Origin of the sequence: Paraburkholderia sp. (assembly GCF_050742655.1) — a bacterium.
GTDB lineage: Bacteria > Pseudomonadota > Gammaproteobacteria > Burkholderiales > Burkholderiaceae > Paraburkholderia.
Window position 1 is genome coordinate 239,275 of sequence record NZ_JBOIGG010000006.1, and the last position, 20,470, is coordinate 259,744.

The following is a 20,470-nucleotide window of genomic DNA, read 5'->3' on the forward strand; positions in this document are numbered from 1 at the left end:
GATCGACGGCGCACCCTCTCACACCACCACCTCCCCCTGCAGCACAACCCGCTCGTCACACCACGCATCGATCCGCGTTTGTGAGTAACCGAATTCGCGCAGCACCTCGGTCGTATGTTCGCCGAGCATCGGCGGCGGCGTGCGTACCGTGCCTTCGGTCATTTCGCCCATACCGATCGCGCTTGCGACCTGCTTCAGTTGCCCGATCGTGCCATGTGCGACCTCTTCGACGAGCCCGCAGTGCACGACCTGCGGATCGGCGAATACGTCCCGCAGATTGTTGATCGGGCCGGCTGGAATACCCAGCCGGAGCATTTCGGTGATCCATTCATGGCGGGTGCGCGTCCGCAGCCGCCCGTCGATGATCACTTTCAGTTCCTTGCGATGATGCATCCGCTGTTCGTTGGTGACGAAGCGCGGGTCGGACGTGATCTCCTGGAGTTGCAGCAACTCGCACAACTTGACCCACATATCCGGCGTCCCGGGTGCGAGGTTCAGCGGACCATCCTTCGCCTCGAATACGCCGTACGGTGCGATCACCGGGTGATCGTTGCCGGTCGGCTCGGGAATTTCGCCGGCGCTCAGATAGCGCTGCCCCTGCACGCCGAGCAGGGCGACGAGACTGGCGAGCAGCGAACTCTCGACACGTTGCCCGCGCCCCGTACGTTCGCGCGACAACAGCGCCGCCAGTACACCCATCGCGGTCCACATGCCCGCCGTCATGTCGCCGATCGCGACGCCCACCCGCGTCGGTCCCGCGTCCGGCATACCTGTCACGCTCATCAGGCCCGAGTAGCCTTGTGCGACCTGATCGAAACCCGGCCAGTGCGCGGCCGGTCCGCTGCGGCCGAAGCCGGTGATGTTGCCGTAGATCAGTCGTGGATTGGCGGACGACAGTGCATCGAAGCCGAGTCCCATGCTTTCCATCGTGCCGCTCTTGAAGTTTTCGACGACGACGTCGACGTGTCCCGCCATCTCGCGCAACAGATCGAGTGCGGCCGGCTTGCGGAAATCGACCGCGATGCCGCGCTTGTTGCGATTGCACGAGAGGTAATAAGAACTGATGCCCGCGGAGAACGGTCCCCACGTCCGGATCATGTCGCCTTTCGGCGCAGGCTCGACCTTGATCACGTCCGCACCGAGGTCCGCGAGGATCATCGAACAGAAAGGGCCCGCGAGGGCGCGCGTCAGGTCCAGCACCCGGATTCCCTGCAACGGCAATGTCATGTCGGCTCCGCAAGTGACGCTCCGCCTGCGCGGCAGGCTGAAGGTCGGAGCGGCCAATATAGCCAGCGCCCAACGGTCATTCAAAATACCGTTTGACGATAGCTCAATCGCGTTGCGTTATGGGAATGCGCGGTCGATGCATGTTCATTTCTTTGACCGCGTCACGAAGCAGCTAGGCCTCGCGCTCCGCGAGCGTGCTGCGCGCGCCAACCCATTCACCGGACCCGACGCGGCGTGTGACTTCCTGCACGATCAACGACTGGACGATCTCGGCGGCTGGCGTGAGCGGCATGGTTTCAGCGTGGCAGAGCCACAGATCGCGCTGCCAGAAATCGCCTTCGAGTGGTGTCGCGATGAGCTTTCCGGTCTGCACCTGCTCATGCACGGCGGACCATGGCAGCACGGTTGCGCCGACGCCGCGCTCGACCCACGAGACCAGCAGCGAGGTCGCGTTGACGGATGCGACCAGCTGATAGCCGAGTCGCGCCGCGGCGAACGCCTGATCGAGTTTGGTGCGCACGATATTCGGCTGGCTGACGAGCACGAGCGGCAACGTGGCGAGTTCGGCGAGACTGCACACCGGCGCTGGCGATGCGAGTCGCGGATGCCGCACGGCGAACAACTGCTCGTTGAGCAACTGCGTCTGCACGAGTCCACGCAACGGCTCGCCCACGACGATCGCCAGATCGACGCGGCCATGCAGCACCAGCATCTGCAGATCGGCCGACGAACTCTCGACCAGGTCGAGGCTGATGCCCGGGTAGTCGGTGCGCAGACGGTCGACGATATCGATCGCGATCAGATGCGCGGTGCTGTAGGGCATGCCGACCGCGACCTTGCCGCCAGGCTGCTGCCCCTGCTGGGACAGCAGCGCTTTGGTGTTGTCGGCCTGGCGCACGATGCCCATCGCGTGCCGGTACAGCAGCTCGCCCGCTGGCGTCGCTTTCACGCCCTGCACGCTGCGGATCAGCAGTTGAGTGCCCAGCTCCTCTTCGAGATTCTTCACGGCGAGACTCAGCGCCGGCTGTGCGATGCAGAGGATGTCCGCCGCGCGCGTGATGCTCCTCGATTCGACGATTGCGAGGAAATATCTCAACTGCCTCAGGTCCATCGCATGCTCCTCCGTTTCGTGACAGTGCCCGGGTTTGTCCCGTGTCTGTGTCGATCCGCGTCCCATATAAAGCCGCGATGGACGGATCAGAATTCGCTATTTATTCGATGCGCAGACCGCAGCATATAGTAGCTGCGACACACGACGCGCACCACGAACAGCGCGCTCGCACAACAAAGGAGACATCTGTGAACGTATCCGGCCAGGCCTTGGAGGCAGCGCGTCCTGCGCGCAAGTCCAGACTCAATCGCGAGCAGATTGTCGGTTTCTGGGCTGCCTGGTTTGGCTGGACGCTCGACGGGATGGACTCCGTGATCTACGCGCTGGTGCTCATACCCGCGCTGAAGGAATTGCTGCCGCGTTCCGGTTATGCGGCGACACCCGGCACGATCGGTTTTGCCGGGTCGCTGTTGTTTGCGCTGTTTCTGGTCGGCTGGGGCTTCTCGTACATCTGGGGACCGCTTGCCGACCGTTTCGGCCGCGTCCGTGTGCTCGCGGCGACGACGCTTTGCTATGCGGTGTTCACGGGTCTCGCCGCGTTCTCGGGCAACATCTGGGAGCTTGCGCTGTTCCGCTTTCTCGCGGGTGTGGGCGTCGGCGGCGAATGGGCACTGGCGGGCACCTATGTGGCCGAATCGTGGCCCGAAGACCGACGTCGCGCGGGCGCGGGCTATCTGCAGACCGGCTACTATGCCGGCTTCTTTCTTGCCGCGGCACTCAACTACGCGATCGGCACGGTCTATGGCTGGCGCGTGATGTTTCTATGCGGACTGCTGCCGGTGGTCGTCGCGCTATACACGCTGTTCAAGGTGCCGGAAACGCGTCGCTGGGAGCGTACCCGGCACGACGGGCCGGGCGTGACGGCGAAACGGCAACCGCTGCGTGAGATTTTTGCGCCGCCTTACCGGCAGCGCACGATCGTCAACTGCGTGCTCGTCACCGTGGGCATTCTCGGTTTGTGGGGCGGTTCGATCTATCTGCCGAGCGCGGTGATCCAGCTCGCGGAGCGCCAGGGGATCGCTGCAATCGGTGCGGCCAAACTCGCGTCGGTGACGACAGCGATCTATTCGATCGGTACGATCCTCGGCTGTCTCGCGTTGCCGTCTATCGCTGAGCGCTTTGGCCGGCGTGCGACGCTCGGCGGCTACTATGCGTTTACCGCGCTGTGTCTGATTGCGACGTTCGGCTGGGCGTTTTATCTCCGCGCCGGGCTGGTGCCGTTCATCGCGTTGTCGTTCTTCGTCGGCTTCGGCGGCGGCAACGCGGCGATGTACGCGTTATGGCTGCCCGAACAATATCCGACCTCGATTCGCGCGACCGCGTTTTCGTTCTCGACGTCGATCGGCCGGTTCTTTGCGGCGGCGGTGAGCCTGGGGCTGGGCGTCGCGGTCAACCGCGCGGGCACGCTCGGGATGCCGATCGCGGTGACCGCGTCGGTGTTCATCGTCGGAATCGTCGCGCTGCGCTGGGCAATGGAAACGCGCGGCGCACCGCTGCCGGAATGAGAAGATCGCTATTTGAACGGTTTCGCCTGTCGAATTCCCCATGAACTGAACGGCTGCAAACGATGACGGCATCTCCTGGCTTTATCTATTCGCAACACGAAGGTGTTGGCACGATCAGGCTCGATCGCGAAGCTCAGCACAACCGGATCGATCCGGCCGATCTCGACTCGCTGCGCGCGACGCTCGCGGAAGTCGCACGCGACGAAAGCGCGATCGCGCTCGTCATCACCGGCACCGGCGCTAAGACCTTCAGTTCCGGCTATACGTTGTCCGCGCTGGCAAACGGCAGCATCGACCGATCGTTTGAAGCCTTTCTGAATGAACTCGAAGCACTACCCGTCACGACGATCTGCGCACTGAACGGCAGCGTGTATGGCGGCGCGACGGATCTCGCGCTGTGCTGCGATATCCGGCTCGGTGTGGAAGGCTCGCGGATGTTCATGCCGGCTGCGCGCATCGGTCTGCATTACTACCCGGACGGGATGCGTCGTTATGTTCGCGAACTCGGGCCGACGCACGCAAAGCGGCTGCTCCTGACCGGCATCGCAATCGATGCAGCCGAGATGCTGCGGATCGGTTACCTGACCGAGCTGGTCGCAGCCGATCGACTCGCCGAGCGGGTCGACTTTTATACCGACGCGCTGAAGTCGTGCGAAGCGGACGCCGTACGGTCGATGAAAAAGCAATTGCTGGCGATCGCCGCAGGCGACGCGCAGGCGTTGACGGACAGAACCGCGCATGAGGCGTCGCTGCGCGATCCGCGCCTCGCGCAGAGGATCGCGGCGCTTAAAAAGTAGGAGAGGAAGCCTACACGGCGACAGCCTTCCGAATTGCTCGTGCGTAGACGCCCGCGGTACGATCACGCGTGAGCTTGCTGCGAAACCCCCCGCCCCCGCACCCAGTAATTCACCCCCGCACAAAGCACGAGCAGCGACCCCGTCACGAAGAACACCTGATGCAAACCCACGTGCGCGCCGATCTGCCCACCGATCAGCGGCCCGACAACCTGCCCCGTGAACTGCGCCGACTGCAGATAGCCCAGCGTCTTCCCCGAATGGCTTTCATCGACCGAATGCCGCACCAGCTTCGCGATCGCCGGCAGCAAACCCGCAATCGTCATCCCCATCACCCCGCGTAGTGCAGCCAGTTGCCACCATTGCGTGACGAACGCCTGCGGCAGCATCACGAGTCCCGTCACGACGAGACAGCCGATGATCACGTTCCAGCTGCCTATCCGGTCGGCGAGTGCGCCGAGCCTCGGCGCGGTCAGCATGCTGCCGAACGCGGACGACGCCATCACGATGCCGGCCACGCGCGTCAGATGATCGTGCGGCACGCCGAGCTGTGCGATGTACACGGTGATGATCGGCTCGATGGACATGTTGGCCAGCAGCACCATCATCGCGGTAAGCAGCAGCGCGACGAGAACGGAGCGCTGCGATCCGGTCTCATGATTGTCTTGCGCGGCAACGCGCGCACGCGCATCCACGTGCCGGTCGAAATCTTCGCGGACGAGAAAAATCGTCGCGGCCGCCGCGACCGCGATCATCGCGCCGCCGACGAAGAACGTGCCGCGGATCCCAACCCACGCGGGTAGAAAGCCGCCCACAAGTGGACCGATCAGGTTGCCCGCCAGCGCGCCTGTCGAGAGTACGCCGAGCGCCCATCCCGCACGCTCGCGCGGTGCCTGCGTGCCGACCATCACGATCGACGCCGACGCATAGCCGCCCACGAGCCCGGCGACCAGACGCAGCGCAACGAGGACGGCAACGCTATGCGCGACGCCGATCAACGACATCACGACCGCCATGCCGATCGCCGCCCGAATGAGCATCGGCTTGCGGCCGTAGCGGTCGGCGAGGCGTCCCCACAGCGGCGCGGTGACCGCGGTGCCGAGGAATGTCGCGCCGAACGCTACGCCCGACCATTGCACGATCGCAGCCGGCGACGTCACGCCGAGCTGTTCGACATACAGCGGCAGGAATGGCAGCAGCATGCTCAGGCTCACCAGCGTCGTGAACGAACCGAACACGCACACAGCCAGGTTGCGTTTCCAGTACCGCTGATTGCGCTCGACGTAGCTGGGCGGCACATCCATTGAACGATTCATGATCGGTTTGCTTTGTCCGAAGGCGTACTCGCGGGAGCACCCAAAGGCGCACCAAAAATAACCCGCTGATAGTCCGCCAGTAACGCAGGCTCTTCGATCGACCCATGATGATGCAATTGCCGCCATACGCCGTCGATCTTCACGAACCAGCGCGTCGTGCGGATGCGCAGATCGAGCGTTGTTCCGTCCGCCGTGCACGTGCCTTTCTCGCGGCCGACGAAGATATGCCAGTCGTCGCCGCCGTCGCTTGTGAAATCGTGGAAGGTCACGTGAACGCTTGCCGGTCCGGCAAACAGCTTTTGATACCCGTCGCGAATCGAAGACCAGCCACGGCGAATGCCGCCGATCGGGTTATCCATGCTGGGACGCTCGCCTTCGGCCCAGTTCGCCGCGAGCGCGTCGAGGTCGCCGTGATTGAACGCACGGTAGAAGCGGATGAGGGCGTCGAGTGCGCTGCCATCTTCGGCATGCACTTCGTTGCCGGTGATTTGATCGGGTTTCATGGTCGTGATCCTTTCGAGGTTACCCGTGGGTACTCGTGGTTACGCGGTGCGATTGCGGTTGCTCACTGCGACGATGAGATCGATCGACAGCGCGAGCACCATCGCTGCCGTGCCGATTGCAAACAGCAGCCGGTAGTCACCGCTGCCGTGCGAGAAAACGAAAGACAGTCCATATGCCGCGACGGCCTGGAACAGCGCGAACGCGACGGTCGCGGTCCGCCATGCCGGATCCTGTTGCGCCGGGTGATGCGCAAGCAGTTCATGCACGCGGCCGAGCACGAGCGGAACGGTGCCCGTGACGAAAGCCCCGACCACGATGCTCGACACCATCAGCCACGCCATGCCGAGCCCGAGTGCGGGAATCGCGACGCCGCCGATTTGCAGCGCGAACGCGATCCGCAGCGCGCGACCGAAGCCGACGCGGTCGGCGAGCACGCCGGCGAAAACCGGACCCACCGTCGCACCGATGCCGAACAGCACCCAGTATTCGGCGCCGACCTGCAAACCCCGGCCGAGACCACGCGCGACGAAGTCGACGAGGAAAATCATATGCGGTACCCAGCCCGCCGCATTCAACGCGTACTCGGCGTACAGCGCATACAACGAAGTTGAGCGCGGTGCATGACGGGCGTGTGTGTGCGGATGAACGGGCGCGGCCGGTGAGGCGGTCTGGGTCGGCCAGCCCTTCCACGCGATCGCCGTCAGCACGAGCGACAGTACGCCGAGTCCGATCCACGCGGCGCGCAAACCGTTCTGCAGCAGCAGCGGGACAAGCGTGCCCGACGCCGCGATTCCGACGCCTACGCCCATGAAGATGACGCCGCTGGCGAGGCCGCGACGGGACGGCGGCACGTGAGGCAGCACCGTCGGTGCGGCGAGCACCATCAGCGCGCCGCCAGCCAGTCCCGACAGGAAGCGCCATACGAAGAACCACGAAAACGTCACCGGGAACGCACAGGCGACGAACGCGAGCGTAGCCAGCACCATCATCGCGCGCAATGTAACGACGACGTTCGATCGTGCGGCGATCGGCCGGCCGAGCAGCGCACCCGCCAGATAACCGGCCAGATTGGCCGCACCGAGATACGCGGCCATCGACGCATCGAACCAGTGCGCGCCGATGATCGCCGGCAACAGCGGCGTGTACGCGAAGCGCGCGAGCCCGATGCCGACGAGGCTCGCACAAAAGGCCGCCACCGTCGCCCATCGCGCATCCGCGGGTTGCGCGTGCGATCCGGAAGTCCCGCGCGATGTCGCGATCGTGTTCATGTTGCGATCCCTCAGTTCACTCGATTCGATAGCTGCAGGCTACGCGCTATCACTAATCCGAAGAACTGAATTGATTTGATAGCACCTATCTGCTTTGCAGATAGGTGCTATGCTGAAATACCGCGCCTGGATCGCTTTGACGGCGACTAGAATCGACGTGTGGTCTCCCGAAAGGCTCCCGAAAACCCTCACCTTTACCTTTACCGCATATGGACGTCGCCGACCTGAAGACCTTCGAAGCCGTCGCCCGGCATGGCAGCATGAACAAGGCGGCTTCCGAACTGCATACCGTTCAATCGAACGTCACGGCGCGCATCCGCGCGCTCGAAGACGAGCTTGGCTTGCCGCTGTTCCGGCGCCACGCGCGCGGCGTGATCGTCACGCCGGCGGGGCAGCGCATGCTGCCGTTCGTCGGGCGCATTACACGACTGATCGCCGAGGTGCAGGCGGCCGCACAAGACGACGGCGCACCGTCCGGTTCGCTGACGCTGGGGTCGCTCGAAACCACGACTGCGCTGCGCCTGTCGCCGCTACTGACCGAATTCGCGAAGACGTGGCCGTCCGTCAGGCTCGTGGTGAGCTCCGGCACGACGGCGCGGCTGGTGCAGGACGTTGTCGAATATCGGCTGGAGGGCGCGTTTGTCGCCGGGCCGATCGACCATCCCGATCTGCATCAGGAGGCGATCTTCACCGAGGAACTCGTGCTGGTCGCGAGCCCCGGCGTGCAGTCGCTGAAGGACCTGACGAAGATTCCCGACCTGAAGACGGTCGTGTTCCAGTTCGGCTGTTCGTACCGGCAGCGGCTCGAAACGTTCCTCGCGGGGCTGGGCATCGTCGCCGCGCGGCCGCTCGAGTTCGGTTCGCTCGATGCGATCGTCGGCTGCGTGTCGGCGGGCGTCGGCGTGACGCTGCTGCCGCGGGCGATCGTCGCGTCCGCTCACGAAGCCGGCAAGGTGTCGATCCACCGGTTGCCGCGCGAGGTCGCGCGTGTCGAGACGCTGTTTATTCGCCGCCACGATGGATATGTGTCGAGTGCGCTGGCGGCTTTTCTCGAGATGGCGCGGCGCGTCTATCGCACGTCGAAGGCGAAGGCGGCTCCTGAAAAAAAGGCGGCTTGACCGGCCGCCTGGCGCAGATGGCTTAAGACGGCTTGCGCGCGATGACGGTCGGGAACATGCGCGCGCGATCGTCGATGAACACGAGGTCCGTGAAGCCGGCATGTTCGAGTTGCGCACGGGTTTGCGCCTGGGTGCGGAGCGCGCTCCACTTCGCTTCGAGGATCCGCACGAACAGCAGGTGCTGCAGCGCGAGCAGCGCCGGCGTCACCGCGCTCATGTCCCACGGCGATTCCGGCGACAGCATCGGCGGCGGCGTCAGGAAGCTCGTGACGAGGCGGCCATCCGGCTTCAGCGCGTCGAAGAACTTGCGATACAGCGCGATCACGCGCTCGTCGTCGGGTTCGTAGATGTTGAGGCCGTTGCTGGTCAGCACGTCGGCATTGGCATTCAGATCCATCGACCACGCATCCTCGTGACGCAGCGACAGTCGCTGCGCGAGGCCACGTTCTGTCGCGAGCACGAGCGCGCCGTCGAGTGCGCGCTGGTCGAGATCGACACCCAGCAGCGTGGCATCGGGGCATGCGGTGTAGTCGAGCAACAGCAGATCGCCCATCAGTCCGCCCGGCACCGACGCGAGCGCGATGCCCGGCTTAAGCATCGTCTGCACCTCGCGACGGAAGATGCCGAAGCGCTCGCGCGTCGCGAGCACGGCCGGCATGTGTTCGAAGATCTGATATTCGAGGTCGGACACTTCACCACGTTGCAGCGTGCCCGGCTCATAGGTCACGAGACGGTGCGTCCAGTACGCGTCCAGCCCGCGATTGACCAGCAGAAAGCGGCCCAGATCGAACGATGCAAGCTGGTCGACGAGCGCGAGCTGCTGATCGACCGTCGCACCGGGCACATCGCCGGCAGTGCGCAGACGCGCCTTCGCTGCTTCGGCCGCCTGTTCGTATGAGCGGTCGGATTGGTCTTCGTGGGAAATCAGTCGATCGGGAGGGGTCATCGGCGGCGTCGCTTTTCGAGATAAAGCGTGATCATAGCCGGGTGTATGTATCGGCGTTGTGACGCTGAAGCCGAAACGTCACACGCGCAACCTCACCGTTGCGGCCCATCCTCATACGCCAGCCCACCCGCGGTACGCAATGCCTCGAGCATCAAATGCCCCGCCGGCGAAAGCGCGCGATCCGTGCGCGTGATGATGCCGAAGTCGTCCATATGGCACGGTAGTGCGAGCGGCAGTATCGCCACCACGCCGAACGACGCGTAGTAGCGCGCAACGTCCGTCGCGAGCACGGCGAACATATCGGTTTCCGCAAGCAGCCGAGTGAGGACAAGCAGCGCGCTCGTTTCGACGAGGTTCGTCGGCGGCACGAGACTGTCGCGCTGGAACATCAGCTCGAATCGGTGGCGTAGCACGGTGCCGGCGGGCGGCACGATCCACGCGGCATCCCTGACGTCGCCCAGGCTGAGGTCGTGCGCGCCGATGAGTGGATGATCAGGCCGCGCGACCGCGCACACCGGCTCGCTCGCGAGCGGTTCGTAATGCAGCTGCAGCTTGTCGTGCTCGGCGGACAGACGCCCCACCACCAGATCGAGCTTGTCCTGCGCGAGCCGTTCGAGCATCACGTTGCTGTTCTCGACTTCCAGCGCGATCCGCAGCCCGGGATGCCGGCGCTTCAACTGTGCGACGGCGGACGGCAGCACACGCGTCGCCGGCGCCGTGATCGCACCGACCGCGACGTGACCCAGGTCGCCGGTCCTTACCGCCAGCACCTCCTTGTGTGCCTGGTCGAGACTGCCGAGCACCGCGCGCGCGTGGCGAATCATCACTTCGCCGTAGACGGTTGGCCGCATGTTGCGCGGTAGCCGCTCGAACAGTTCGACGCCTAGCGTTTCCTCGAGTTCGCGCAGCAGTTTGGACGCGGCGGGCTGCGTCATGTTCAGCGCGTCGGCGGCGCGATGGATGTTGCCAAGCTCCGCGATTTCGACGAGCAACAGCAACTGACGCGGCTTGAGCCTCGTCCGGATGTACCAGGGTGGCGCGGTGCTCATAGGGTTTGTATGAATGCTGGAATGGATATCGATACTGCCGGAATTTTCATTGGATTGGTATTGGGCCTACTCCTACACTCTCTCTCGCCCCTGCCGTCACGAGAAGACGTCCGTGCGGCCTCGCGGACCTCTTTCAAAAAGAAACCATGCCGGAATCGAAACCCAAACTGCGGTCCACCCAATGGTTCGGAACCGCGGACAAGAACGGCTTCATGTACCGAAGCTGGATGAAAAACCAGGGCATCCCCGATCACGAATTCGACGGACGCCCGATCATCGGAATCTGCAATACGTGGTCGGAGCTGACGCCGTGCAACGCGCACTTCCGCAAGCTCGCCGAACACGTTAAACGCGGTGTCTTCGAGGCCGGCGGCTTTCCGGTGGAATTCCCGGTTTTTTCCAATGGCGAATCCAATCTGCGGCCGACCGCGATGCTGACCCGCAACCTCGCGTCGATGGACGTCGAGGAAGCGATTCGCGGCAATCCGGTCGACGCGGTCGTGCTGCTCGCCGGTTGCGACAAGACCACGCCCGCGCTGCTGATGGGCGCGGCAAGCTGCGATGTGCCGGCGATCGTCGTGAGCGGCGGTCCGATGTTGAACGGCAAGCTCGACGGCAAGGACATCGGTTCGGGAACAGCGGTCTGGCAATTGCACGAGTCGCTGAAGGCCGGCGAGATCGACCTGCATCGCTTCCTCTCTGCGGAGGCCGGCATGTCGCGTTCCGCGGGCACCTGCAACACGATGGGCACCGCATCGACGATGGCGTGCATGGCCGAAGCGCTCGGCACGTCGCTGCCGCACAACGCTGCGATTCCCGCGGTGGATGCGCGCCGTTACGTGCTCGCGCACATGTCGGGCCTGCGCATCGTCGAGATGGCGAAGGACGGGCTCACGCTGTCGAAGGTGCTGACCCGCGCGGCATTCGAGAACGCGATCCGCACGAACGCGGCGATCGGCGGCTCGACCAATGCGGTGATCCATCTGAAGGCGATCGCGGGCCGCATCGGCGTGCCGCTCGAACTCGAGGACTGGGCCCGCCTCGGTCGCGACACGCCGACCATCGTCGACCTGATGCCGTCCGGCCGTTTCCTGATGGAAGAGTTCTATTACGCAGGCGGTTTGCCTGCGGTGCTGCGCCGGCTCGGCGAAGCGCAACTGCTGCCGCATCCGGATGCGCTCACGGTGAACGGCAGAACGCTGTGGGACAACGTGAAAGACGCGCCCAACTTCAACGACGAAGTGATCCGGCCGCTCGACAAGCCGCTCATTTCTGATGGTGGCATCCGTGTGCTGCGCGGCAATCTCGCGCCGCGTGGCGCGGTGCTGAAGCCGTCGGCGGCGACGCCCGAACTGCTCAGGCATCGCGGTCGCGCGGTCGTGTTCGAGAACCTCGAGCACTACAAGGAACGCATCGTCGACGAGACGCTCGAGGTCGACGCGAACTCGGTGCTGGTGATGAAAAACTGCGGCCCGAAGGGTTATCCCGGCATGGCCGAGGTCGGCAACATGGGCTTGCCGCCGAAGCTGCTGCGTCAGGGTGTGAAGGACATGGTGCGAATCTCCGACGCGCGGATGAGCGGCACCGCGTACGGCACCGTCGTGCTGCACGTCGCGCCCGAAGCGGCGGCGGGCGGCCCGCTCGCCGCCGTGCGCGACGGTGACTGGATCGAGCTGGACTGCGAGAACGGCACGCTGCATCTGGACGTCGACGCCGACGAGGTCGAACGCCGGATGAAATCGCTTGCCCCGCCGCCGCCAGGCCAGGGCGGCTACCGTCAGCTTTACGTCGATCACGTGCTGCAGGCGGACGAAGGCTGCGATCTCGACTTCCTCGTCGGCATGCGGGGCGCTTCGGTGCCGCGCCACTCTCATTGACTGACTTCATGACCTCGTCCCGTTCCCCCCGCTATCAGGGCATCTTTCCGGTGGTGCCGACGACCTTCACGGAATCCAGCGCGCTCGATCTGGAAAGCCAGAAGCGTGCCGTCGATTTCATGATCGACGCCGGTTCCGACGGCCTGTGCATCCTCGCGAATTTCTCCGAGCAGTTCGCGCTGTCCGACGACGAGCGCGACCTGCTGACGCGGACCATGCTCGAACATGTCGCGGGCCGCGTGCCGGTGATCGTCACGACGACGCACTACAGCAGCCGCGTCTGCGCGGAGCGTAGCCTGCGCGCGCAGCAGTTGGGCGCGTCGATGCTGATGTTGATGCCGCCGTATCACGGCGCGACGTTCCGCGTGCCCGAAACGCTGATCTACGAGTTCTACGCGCACGTGTCAGACGCGGTCGACATCCCGATCATGGTTCAGGATGCGCCCGCGAGCGGCACCGTGCTGTCCGCCCCGTTCCTCGCGCGGATGGCGCGCGAGATCGAACACGTCGCGTACTTCAAGATCGAGACGCCGGGCGCGGCCGCGAAACTGCGCGAGCTGATCCGGCTCGGTGGCGATGCGGTGGAGGGACCGTGGGATGGCGAAGAAGCCATCACGCTGCTCGCGGATCTCGGCGCGGGTGCGACTGGTTCGATGACCGGCGGCGGTTATCCCGACGGCATCCGGCCGATTCTCGACGCGTATCGCGCGGGCCATCACGATCTCGCGTTCGAGCGCTATCGGACCTGGTTGCCGCTGATCAATCACGAGAACCGGCAGACCGGATTGCTCGCTGCAAAGGCGCTGATGAAGGAGGGCGGTGTGATCGCGTGCGAGGCGTCGCGGCATCCGCTGCCGCCGCTGCATCCGGACACGCGCCGCGAACTGATCGACATCGCGCGGCGGCTCGATCCGCTCGTGCTGCGATGGGGCACGTAGAGACGTACTAAAGGACGCACTAACGGACGTACTAAAACAACCTCGACTCAAGGAGACTCAGATGCAGACAAAGAAAAAGATGAACCCCGGGCTTCGCCGCTTGACCCTGTCGGCGCTGGCCGCTGCCGCGCTGGCGATTCCACTCATTCCGCTCGGCACGTCGCTGTCCGTGCACGCCGACGAGCCGCTGAAAATCGGCTTTCTCGTGAAGATGCCGGAGCAGGCGTGGTTCATCAACGAGCAGAAAGCCGCGACGGCGCTCGGCAAGCAGGATGGCTTCACCGTGATCAACATCGGTACGCCGGATGGCGAGAAGGTGCTGAGTGCGATCGACAACCTCGGGGCGCAAGGCGCGAAAGGCTTCGTGATCTGCGCGCCCGACGTGCGTCTCGGACCTGCGATCCGCGCGCGTGCGAAGACGTACAACATGAAGTTCGTGACCGTTGACGACCAGCTCGTCGATTCGTCGGGCAAGCCGCTTGCCGACGTGCCGCACCTCGGGATGTCCGCGTTCAAGATCGGCAATCAGGTCGGCCAGGCGATCTCCGACGAAATGAAGAAGCGCGGCTGGAAGCCCGAAGAAGTCGGCGCGCTGCGCATCACCGACTACGAGTTGCCGACTGCGAAGGCGCGCACCGACGGCGCGACGCAGTCGCTGCTCGCGAACGGCTTCAAGAAAGCGAACATCTTCGATGCACCACAGAAGACGACTGACGACGAAGGCGGTTTCAACGCGGCATCGCCGGTGCTCGCGCAGCATCCGGACATCAAGCTGTGGGTGGTCTACGCGATCAACGAGGAAACCGTGCTGGGCGCCGTGCGCGCGACCGAACAGCTGCATATCCCGTCCGCCGACGTGATCGGCGTCGGCATCAACGGTGCGGGCGAAGCGTTCGCCGAGTTCCAGAAGAAGGAGCCGACCGGCTTTTACGGCACGATCGCGGTCAGCTCGACGAATCACGGTAAGCAGAGCGCGGAGAACCTCGTCGACTGGATCAAGACGGGCAAGCAGCCGCCCGCCGATACCCAGACCACCGGCAAGCTGATGGTCCGCGGCAACTGGCAGGACGTGCGCAAGGAACTCGGTATCTGAGTGTGCGGAAACACGACGGGGACGGGCGCGTGTGCGTCCGTTTTTCCGTGAACTCGACAACGCCGCGCGATTGATGCGCGGCGTCGTTGCAATCGATGGGTGAAAGATGATCGTTCCAGCAAGCGCGGAACAGGCCAAAGACACGCACATCCTGCTCGACGGCATCACGGTGCGTTTTCCCGGCGTGCTGGCGCTCGACAAGGTCGCGCTCGACGTGCGCGGCGGGGAAGTGCACGGCCTGATGGGCGAGAATGGCGCCGGTAAGTCGACGTTGCTGAAGGTGCTGTCGGGTGTCAATCATCCCGACGAAGGCACGCTGGTGCTGAACGGCGTCGAACGAAAATTCACCGCGCCGAAAGATGCGATCGACGCGGGCATCGCGATCATCTATCAGGAACTGCACCTCGTGCCTGAGCTGACCGTCGCCGAAAATCTGCTGCTCGGCGCGTTGCCGCATCGTCTCGGCGTGCTCGACGAAAAGGCACTGGTGCGGCGTGCCGTCGATGCACTCGACCGGCTCGGCGAAAAAATCGACCCGGCGCGCAAGGTCAAGGAACTGCCGATCGGTCAGCGGCAGATGATCGAGATCGGCAAGGCGCTGATGCGCAACGCGCGCGTAATCGCATTCGACGAACCGACCAGTTCGCTGTCGTCGCGCGAAACCACGCAGCTGTTCCAGATCATCCGCGCGCTGAAGGCGGAAGGGCATGCGATCGTCTACGTGACGCACCGGATGGAGGAAGTCTACGAACTCTGCGATCGCGTGACCGTGTTCCGCGACGGCCGGCGCATCGACACGCTGGACGCGCAGGGCGGGCTCGATCGCGACCGGTTGATCAGCTGCATGGTCGGCCGCTCGATCAACGACGTGTACGGCTACCGGCCGCGCGACACCGGCGACGTGCAGCTGGAAGTGACAGGCCTGATGGGTCCGGGGCTCGCGGAGCCGGCGTCGTTCGTCGCGCGCAAGGGCGAGATCGTCGGCTTCTTTGGACTCGTCGGCGCGGGCCGGTCGGAATTGATGAAGCTGATTTACGGTGCAGTGAAACCGACGGCCGGCGAGATCGTACTGAAGGGTGCTCGCCGCCGTTTTCATTCGCCGCGCGACGCGGTGCGCGCGGGCATCGCGCTGTGTCCGGAAGACCGCAAGCAGGACGGGATCGTCGCGATCGCGTCGGTCTCCGACAACATGAACATTAGCTGCCGGCGACACTTCAGCCGCTTCAACGTGCTGAACCGCCGCCGCGAAGCGCGCGTGACGTCGGAATACGTGAGCCGCCTGGCGATCAAGACACGCGATGGCGATACGCAGATCGGTACGCTGTCGGGCGGTAACCAGCAGAAGGTGATCCTGTCGCGCTGGCTTGCCGAGGACATCGACGTGTTCCTGATGGACGAGCCGACCCGCGGCATCGACGTCGGCGCGCGCAGCGAGATCTACGGCCTGCTCTACGGACTCGCCGACGAAGGCCGCACAGTCATCGTCGTGTCGAGCGACATGGCCGAAGTGATCGGCGTCGCGGACCGCGTGCTGGTGATGCGCGAAGGCCGCATCGTCGGCGATCTTCCACGCGCGCAGGCCACCCCCGACGCATTGATCAAGCTCGCGCTGCCGCGCTGACCGGCAGCATGAGCAACCGCAACAGGAACCGACACATGCAAACGCAATCGACAGGCCGCAACAGCACGGCCTCCACCGCGACCACCACCACCGCGGGCAGCAGCACCCGTGCTTCGCGAACGTGGAATCTGATCAACCGCTCGGGCATCGTGATGGTGTTCATCATCCTGCTCGCGGTGCTGTCGTTCACGGTGCCGGACTTCACAAGTGCACGCAACATCCAGGGCCTGCTGCTGTCGGTCACGCTGATCGGCTCGATCTCCGTCACGATGATGTTCGTGCTTGCGCTGGGCGAAGTGGATCTGTCGGTCGCGTCGATCGTCGCGTTTTCCGGCGTGGTCGCGTCGACGCTGATCACCGCGACGCATAGTGTGCTGCTCGGCGTGGTCGGCGGCGTGCTCGTGGGCGGGGCGGTCGGACTCGTGAACGGTGTGCTGGTCGCGGGCTACCGGATCAATTCGCTGATCGTGACGCTCGCGATGATGGAGGTCGTCCGGGGACTCGCGTTCATTACGTCGAACGGCGACGCCGTGATGATCTCCGAGGAGCGCTTCTTCGATCTCGGCGGCGGATCGTTTCTCGGCGTCTCCTATCCGATCTGGAGCAATGTGATCGGCTTTGCCGTGTTCGGCTTCATCCTGAACCGGACGGTGTTCGGCAAGAACGTGCTGGCGGTCGGCGGCAACAGCGAGGCCGCGCTGCTCGCGGGGTTGCCGGTCAGACGCATCAAGATCACGGTGTTCGTGCTGCAAGGGCTCGTCACCGGCTTTGCGGGCGTGATGCTCGCGTCGCGGATGAGCCTCGGCGATCCGAAGACGTCGGTCGGCCTCGAACTCGGCGTGATCTCCGCGTGCGTGCTCGGCGGCGTGTCGCTGACGGGCGGCGTCGCGACGATTTCCGGCGTGATCGTCGGCGTGCTGATCATGGGTTCCGTGCAGGACGCAATGAGCCTCTTGAACGTGCCGACGTTTTATCAATATCTGATTCGCGGCGGCATCCTGCTGCTCGCGGTGCTGTTCGACCAGATCCGGCGCAACCGGCGCGGCGGGTAATCCAGCGCTCCATACCGAAGATCATTCGAATCCATCCTCGATTCGAATGATTGCGGTTCGTTATTTCGCATGCTAAACAAGTTACTTCGCATGCGAAATAAAAGCCATGACCACGACAACTCATTCCGTTCGCTGTTCCGACGGCTTCATGCTCGAAGCCACCATCCATTCTGCCGCGCAGCCGGCCAGAGCAGTCGTGCAGATCAATCCGGCCACTGCCGTCACCGAGCGGATGTATTTTCCGTTCGCCGAGTACCTGACTGCGCAGGGCTTCGACGTCGTCACGTACAACTATCGCGGCATGCGCGCGGGCGGTCCCCATGCAAAATCAGTGGACGCCGGTTTCATGACGTGGGCCGACCAGGACGTCGAGGCCCTCACGCGATGGGTTGCCGGACGCTATGCGGACGTTCCGCGTCTCGCGGTGGGCCATAGCTTCGGCGGACACGCGATCGGCCTGTGCGACAGCAGCCGTCTGCTGTCCGCGGCCGTGTTGATCTGCGCGCACGCGGGCTGCCTGCGCTTCATCCGGCCATTCGGCGAACGTCTGCGCGGCGCGCTTCTGTTGAAGGTTATCGGGCCGCTGTGTGCACGGATGCTCGGTTTCGTACCGGGGCGCAGGCTCGGCATCGGCGAGAATCTGCCGGGGCGGGTTATGCTGGAGTGGTCGCGCTGGACGAGCCTGCCGCGTTACTTCCTCGACGATCCGGAGACTCACGCGCTCGAACGTTTTCGCAGTCAGCGGCTACCCGTGTTGTCGCTCGGTATGGAAGACGACCTGTGGGCACCCGCGGAGGCGATCGATCTGCTGGCGCGTGAACTCACGGGCTGCGCGGTCGAACGCCGGCAACTAGGTCCGTCGGATAGCCGCGGTCAGGCAGTCGGGCACCTCGGCTTTTTCCGTCGGCATCACGCGGACACGTTATGGCCCGTCGTCACGCAATGGTTTGAACGACATCTCTCGAGTGAGCGATATGGCGCAAGACCGTAGATATGTGTTTCTTTTGAATACCGCGCAGAAGGCGCTGCAGCGATATCTGGAGCGGCAGGTCAACGAACAGGCCGGCGCCAGCGTCGCGCAGGCAGCGGCGCTGTTCGTGCTTCAGCGCCAGGACGGCGCGTTGAGCGGGGAAGTGGCGCTCGCACTGGATATCGCGCCGTCGGCGATGACAGGGCTCGCGGACCGGATGGTGAAGGGTGGATTGATCGAACGCCGGGCCCATGAGGACGATGGGCGAAACAGCTGCTTATGGCTGACGAAGGCCGGTCGAGCGGCAGCGGTATCGGCGACGAAGCAGCTCGGTCCGCTGAATGCGAAGTTGACCAGCGGTTTCGACGATCACGAACTGGAGGTTGTTTCCCGCTGGCTTGCGGCGGTGCGTGAGCGATTCGGTAGTTAAGTGTGCGTCATCCGAGCCCGATCGACCGCGCGATCATGAAGAGGCCTGCGCCGATCGCAACGGCACCGATCGCGCGCGCGACCCGCTTGCCCGCAGGCGCGAGACGCTCGGCAGCGATGGCGACAGTGACGACGGTCATCGCGTGCAGATTCATGATACCGGCGACGAGCAGAACCGCGGTCGGGCCGGCGCAGCAGTAGACGCAGTGGAGGCCGAAGCTGAGACCATATCGCCACGCGGTGCCCGTGTTTGCCGCTAATGGACGCTTACCCGGCGTGTTCGAGCAGCAGGCCAGACGACGCATCTTCCATGAAGTGAACTGCGACGCACCGGCGACCAGCACCACAATGCCGCTCGCGACCGGCACGGCACGAGCCAGCACAGGTATGTGCATGTCGAGCATCGTCAGCGCGACGCCCAGCGGAAAGACCGTCATGCCGAACGCGGTCCACACGACGAAGTACGCCGCGCCGACGCAGACGGTCAACCGGTCCGCATGCGCTTTATCGGTCGTGTCGAGCGCCGCGCGGTAGCGCCACAGCGTCGGCGCGACGATGGGCAGCATCATCGCCGTCATCATCGCGATCCACATGCCGGCGAACGATGCCGCGACGTCGATCCACGTTTGTCCGCACACGCGCATCCACATCGACGACATCGTCCAGCCGCCGGGCATCGGCATGCCGTTCATCGCGGACATCGACGTGTGATGGACGAGCGTCATGCCCACGCCGGCGGCGAACAGCAGCGTCGTCACGGCAATGAAACTCCAGCGTGGCCTTGCTTCGACGAGATTGGCGTAGCGCATTACACAACTCATCGCTTCGCGTACTCGTCATGCCGATGCCACCAGACACCCGTCTCGTTGCGTCCCTTCGGCGCGTGATCGAGCCACTGATACATGCCCCACAGACCATCGAGCCCGCGCGCGTACGTCGAATACGTGTGATACACGACGCCGTCTTCGAGCACGAAGGCGCTCATGCCGGGTCGATCGCGCGAATAGGTGGGCGCGTCGGTGCCGCAGGCCGCGGCGAATTCGACGACGGGCGGCGGTACTGGCGTTGCGTCCATCGCGTGGCCGCCGCGCCGGTAGTTGTATTCGATAGAGTCGTCGCGCTGCTGCTGCTCGGTGAACGACACGTTGAGGTCGAAGTTGAAATCGCTGTCGACCGACGATGCCCACGGAAACGTCCAGCCCATCCGCTGCTTATACGCGTTCAGCTTCGCGAGCGGCGCACGCGATACCGCCGTGAGCATCACGTCGTGATTCGCGAGGTGCACGGCGAAGCCATCGAAACCATCCGCGATCGCCGAACACGACGGACATCCTGCCTGGTAGTCGGGGCCGAACATGAAGTGATAGACGAGCAGTTGCGAGCGTCCATCGAAGAGATCTTTGAGCGATGCGCTGCCCTTGCCGGTCTCGAACCGGTAGGTCTTGTCGACGCGTACCCACGGCAGCGCCTCGCGTTGTCGCGCCAGTTCGTCGCTGCGGCGGGTGAGTTCCTTTTCCGCTTCGAGCAGGTCGAGGCGCGCGGTCAGCCATGCTTCGCGGGTGCCGGTGGGGTGGGTCGTCGTCATGATTGCTCCGTTCGGTTGCGCCGTCGTTCGCGCGGTCTGCTCGACGACGGACGGTGAGGGGTCGTGT

The 20,470-nt window shown here is 64.4% G+C and carries 19 protein-coding genes; 10 read left to right on the forward strand and 9 right to left on the reverse strand.

Annotated elements, in window-relative coordinates:
* Nucleotides 1-18: 18 nt before the first annotated feature.
* Both ACREXZ_RS11415 and ACREXZ_RS11420 read right to left on the reverse strand, forming a co-directional pair.
* On the reverse strand, nt 19-1,227 hold the full coding sequence (locus ACREXZ_RS11415; protein ID WP_431764166.1) for a CaiB/BaiF CoA transferase family protein: 1,209 nt from the start codon (nt 1,225-1,227) through the stop codon (nt 19-21).
* A gap of 172 nt (nt 1,228-1,399) precedes the next feature.
* A complete protein-coding gene (locus ACREXZ_RS11420; protein ID WP_431764167.1) occupies nt 1,400-2,338 on the reverse strand; it encodes a LysR substrate-binding domain-containing protein in 939 nt (312 codons plus the stop codon).
* A 188-nt stretch (nt 2,339-2,526) separates the two neighbouring features.
* On the opposite strand from ACREXZ_RS11420, the gene ACREXZ_RS11425 reads away from it, so the two are divergent.
* Nucleotides 2,527-3,843: an MFS transporter gene (locus ACREXZ_RS11425; RefSeq protein WP_431764168.1), complete on the forward strand. Its 1,317-nt coding sequence runs from the start codon at nt 2,527-2,529 to the stop codon at nt 3,841-3,843.
* A 62-nt stretch (nt 3,844-3,905) separates the two neighbouring features.
* Nucleotides 3,906-4,640 (forward strand): enoyl-CoA hydratase/isomerase family protein, encoded by a 735-nt coding sequence (locus ACREXZ_RS11430; protein WP_431764169.1) that lies wholly within the window; start codon nt 3,906-3,908, stop codon nt 4,638-4,640.
* A gap of 62 nt (nt 4,641-4,702) precedes the next feature.
* Here ACREXZ_RS11430 and ACREXZ_RS11435 read toward each other — a convergent pair whose 3' ends face one another.
* Genes ACREXZ_RS11435 through ACREXZ_RS11445 form a run of 3 tightly spaced genes read right to left on the reverse strand, consistent with a single transcriptional unit; the run spans nt 4,703 to nt 7,725 of the window.
* Nucleotides 4,703-5,953, reverse strand: coding sequence for an MFS transporter (locus ACREXZ_RS11435; protein ID WP_431764170.1), 1,251 nt, complete (start codon nt 5,951-5,953; stop codon nt 4,703-4,705).
* Nucleotides 5,950-6,456: a YybH family protein gene (locus ACREXZ_RS11440; RefSeq protein ID WP_431764171.1), complete on the reverse strand. Its 507-nt coding sequence runs from the start codon at nt 6,454-6,456 to the stop codon at nt 5,950-5,952. The genes ACREXZ_RS11435 and ACREXZ_RS11440 overlap by 4 nt, the downstream gene beginning before the upstream one ends.
* 39 nt (nt 6,457-6,495) lie before the next feature.
* A complete protein-coding gene (locus ACREXZ_RS11445) occupies nt 6,496-7,725 on the reverse strand; it encodes a YbfB/YjiJ family MFS transporter (protein ID WP_431764172.1) in 1,230 nt (409 codons plus the stop codon).
* Between the two features lie 209 nt (nt 7,726-7,934).
* On the opposite strand from ACREXZ_RS11445, the gene ACREXZ_RS11450 reads away from it, so the two are divergent.
* Nucleotides 7,935-8,843, forward strand: coding sequence for a LysR substrate-binding domain-containing protein (locus ACREXZ_RS11450; RefSeq protein ID WP_431764173.1), 909 nt, complete (start codon nt 7,935-7,937; stop codon nt 8,841-8,843).
* A gap of 22 nt (nt 8,844-8,865) precedes the next feature.
* Here the strand turns inward: ACREXZ_RS11450 and ACREXZ_RS11455 are convergent, their stop codons facing one another.
* Both ACREXZ_RS11455 and ACREXZ_RS11460 read right to left on the reverse strand, forming a co-directional pair.
* Nucleotides 8,866-9,789: an SAM-dependent methyltransferase gene (locus ACREXZ_RS11455; RefSeq protein WP_431764174.1), complete on the reverse strand. Its 924-nt coding sequence runs from the start codon at nt 9,787-9,789 to the stop codon at nt 8,866-8,868.
* Nucleotides 9,790-9,881: 92 nt separating this feature from the next.
* Nucleotides 9,882-10,838, reverse strand: a complete 957-nt coding sequence (locus ACREXZ_RS11460; protein ID WP_431764175.1) for a LysR family transcriptional regulator — start codon at nt 10,836-10,838, stop codon at nt 9,882-9,884.
* A gap of 146 nt (nt 10,839-10,984) precedes the next feature.
* Here ACREXZ_RS11460 and ACREXZ_RS11465 point away from each other — a divergent pair, with 146 nt between their 5' ends.
* From ACREXZ_RS11465 to ACREXZ_RS11495, 7 genes are all read left to right on the forward strand, one after another.
* Nucleotides 10,985-12,715, forward strand: coding sequence for an IlvD/Edd family dehydratase (locus ACREXZ_RS11465; protein ID WP_431764176.1), 1,731 nt, complete (start codon nt 10,985-10,987; stop codon nt 12,713-12,715).
* A gap of 8 nt (nt 12,716-12,723) precedes the next feature.
* Nucleotides 12,724-13,653, forward strand: coding sequence for a dihydrodipicolinate synthase family protein (locus ACREXZ_RS11470; protein ID WP_431764177.1), 930 nt, complete (start codon nt 12,724-12,726; stop codon nt 13,651-13,653).
* A 79-nt stretch (nt 13,654-13,732) separates the two neighbouring features.
* Nucleotides 13,733-14,746, forward strand: coding sequence for an arabinose ABC transporter substrate-binding protein (locus ACREXZ_RS11475; RefSeq protein ID WP_431764245.1), 1,014 nt, complete (start codon nt 13,733-13,735; stop codon nt 14,744-14,746).
* A 106-nt stretch (nt 14,747-14,852) separates the two neighbouring features.
* Nucleotides 14,853-16,367 carry an L-arabinose ABC transporter ATP-binding protein AraG gene (araG, locus tag ACREXZ_RS11480; protein WP_431764178.1) on the forward strand — a complete coding sequence of 505 codons (1,515 nt, stop codon included), beginning with the start codon at nt 14,853-14,855 and terminating at the stop codon, nt 16,365-16,367.
* A 35-nt stretch (nt 16,368-16,402) separates the two neighbouring features.
* On the forward strand, nt 16,403-17,419 hold the full coding sequence (araH, locus tag ACREXZ_RS11485; RefSeq protein ID WP_431764179.1) for an L-arabinose ABC transporter permease AraH: 1,017 nt from the start codon (nt 16,403-16,405) through the stop codon (nt 17,417-17,419).
* Between the two features lie 106 nt (nt 17,420-17,525).
* Nucleotides 17,526-18,410, forward strand: a complete 885-nt coding sequence (locus ACREXZ_RS11490; protein ID WP_431764180.1) for an alpha/beta hydrolase family protein — start codon at nt 17,526-17,528, stop codon at nt 18,408-18,410.
* Nucleotides 18,394-18,819 carry a MarR family winged helix-turn-helix transcriptional regulator gene (locus ACREXZ_RS11495; protein WP_431764181.1) on the forward strand — a complete coding sequence of 142 codons (426 nt, stop codon included), beginning with the start codon at nt 18,394-18,396 and terminating at the stop codon, nt 18,817-18,819. Before ACREXZ_RS11490 ends, ACREXZ_RS11495 begins: the two co-directional genes overlap by 17 nt.
* Nucleotides 18,820-18,826: 7 nt before the next feature.
* Here the strand turns inward: ACREXZ_RS11495 and ACREXZ_RS11500 are convergent, their stop codons facing one another.
* Both ACREXZ_RS11500 and ACREXZ_RS11505 read right to left on the reverse strand, forming a co-directional pair.
* A complete protein-coding gene (locus tag ACREXZ_RS11500; protein WP_431764182.1) occupies nt 18,827-19,627 on the reverse strand; it encodes a DUF2182 domain-containing protein in 801 nt (266 codons plus the stop codon).
* A gap of 8 nt (nt 19,628-19,635) precedes the next feature.
* Nucleotides 19,636-20,403, reverse strand: coding sequence for a DUF899 domain-containing protein (locus tag ACREXZ_RS11505; protein WP_431764183.1), 768 nt, complete (start codon nt 20,401-20,403; stop codon nt 19,636-19,638).
* Nucleotides 20,404-20,470 lie beyond the last annotated feature (67 nt).

Excerpts from the sequence above, each read along its gene's own strand:
- ACREXZ_RS11430 (WP_431764169.1), top strand. The coding sequence starts at position 3,906 with ATGACGGCATCTCCTGGCTTTATCTATTCGCAACACGAAGGTGTTGGC.
- ACREXZ_RS11490 (WP_431764180.1), top strand. The coding sequence starts at position 17,526 with ATGACCACGACAACTCATTCCGTTCGCTGTTCCGACGGCTTCATGCTC.
- ACREXZ_RS11455 (WP_431764174.1), bottom strand. The coding sequence starts at position 9,789 with ATGACCCCTCCCGATCGACTGATTTCCCACGAAGACCAATCCGACCGC.
- ACREXZ_RS11450 (WP_431764173.1), top strand. The coding sequence starts at position 7,935 with ATGGACGTCGCCGACCTGAAGACCTTCGAAGCCGTCGCCCGGCATGGC.
- ACREXZ_RS11420 (WP_431764167.1), bottom strand. The coding sequence starts at position 2,338 with ATGGACCTGAGGCAGTTGAGATATTTCCTCGCAATCGTCGAATCGAGG.
- ACREXZ_RS11435 (WP_431764170.1), bottom strand. The coding sequence starts at position 5,953 with ATGAATCGTTCAATGGATGTGCCGCCCAGCTACGTCGAGCGCAATCAG.
- ACREXZ_RS11470 (WP_431764177.1), top strand. The coding sequence starts at position 12,724 with ATGACCTCGTCCCGTTCCCCCCGCTATCAGGGCATCTTTCCGGTGGTG.
- araG (WP_431764178.1), top strand. The coding sequence starts at position 14,853 with ATGATCGTTCCAGCAAGCGCGGAACAGGCCAAAGACACGCACATCCTG.
- ACREXZ_RS11505 (WP_431764183.1), bottom strand. The coding sequence starts at position 20,403 with ATGACGACGACCCACCCCACCGGCACCCGCGAAGCATGGCTGACCGCG.
- ACREXZ_RS11445 (WP_431764172.1), bottom strand. The coding sequence starts at position 7,725 with ATGAACACGATCGCGACATCGCGCGGGACTTCCGGATCGCACGCGCAA.
- ACREXZ_RS11500 (WP_431764182.1), bottom strand. The coding sequence starts at position 19,627 with ATGCGCTACGCCAATCTCGTCGAAGCAAGGCCACGCTGGAGTTTCATT.
- ACREXZ_RS11495 (WP_431764181.1), top strand. The coding sequence starts at position 18,394 with ATGGCGCAAGACCGTAGATATGTGTTTCTTTTGAATACCGCGCAGAAG.
- ACREXZ_RS11415 (WP_431764166.1), bottom strand. The coding sequence starts at position 1,227 with ATGACATTGCCGTTGCAGGGAATCCGGGTGCTGGACCTGACGCGCGCC.
- ACREXZ_RS11460 (WP_431764175.1), bottom strand. The coding sequence starts at position 10,838 with ATGAGCACCGCGCCACCCTGGTACATCCGGACGAGGCTCAAGCCGCGT.
- ACREXZ_RS11440 (WP_431764171.1), bottom strand. The coding sequence starts at position 6,456 with ATGAAACCCGATCAAATCACCGGCAACGAAGTGCATGCCGAAGATGGC.
- araH (WP_431764179.1), top strand. The coding sequence starts at position 16,403 with ATGCAAACGCAATCGACAGGCCGCAACAGCACGGCCTCCACCGCGACC.
- ACREXZ_RS11465 (WP_431764176.1), top strand. The coding sequence starts at position 10,985 with ATGCCGGAATCGAAACCCAAACTGCGGTCCACCCAATGGTTCGGAACC.
- ACREXZ_RS11475 (WP_431764245.1), top strand. The coding sequence starts at position 13,733 with ATGAACCCCGGGCTTCGCCGCTTGACCCTGTCGGCGCTGGCCGCTGCC.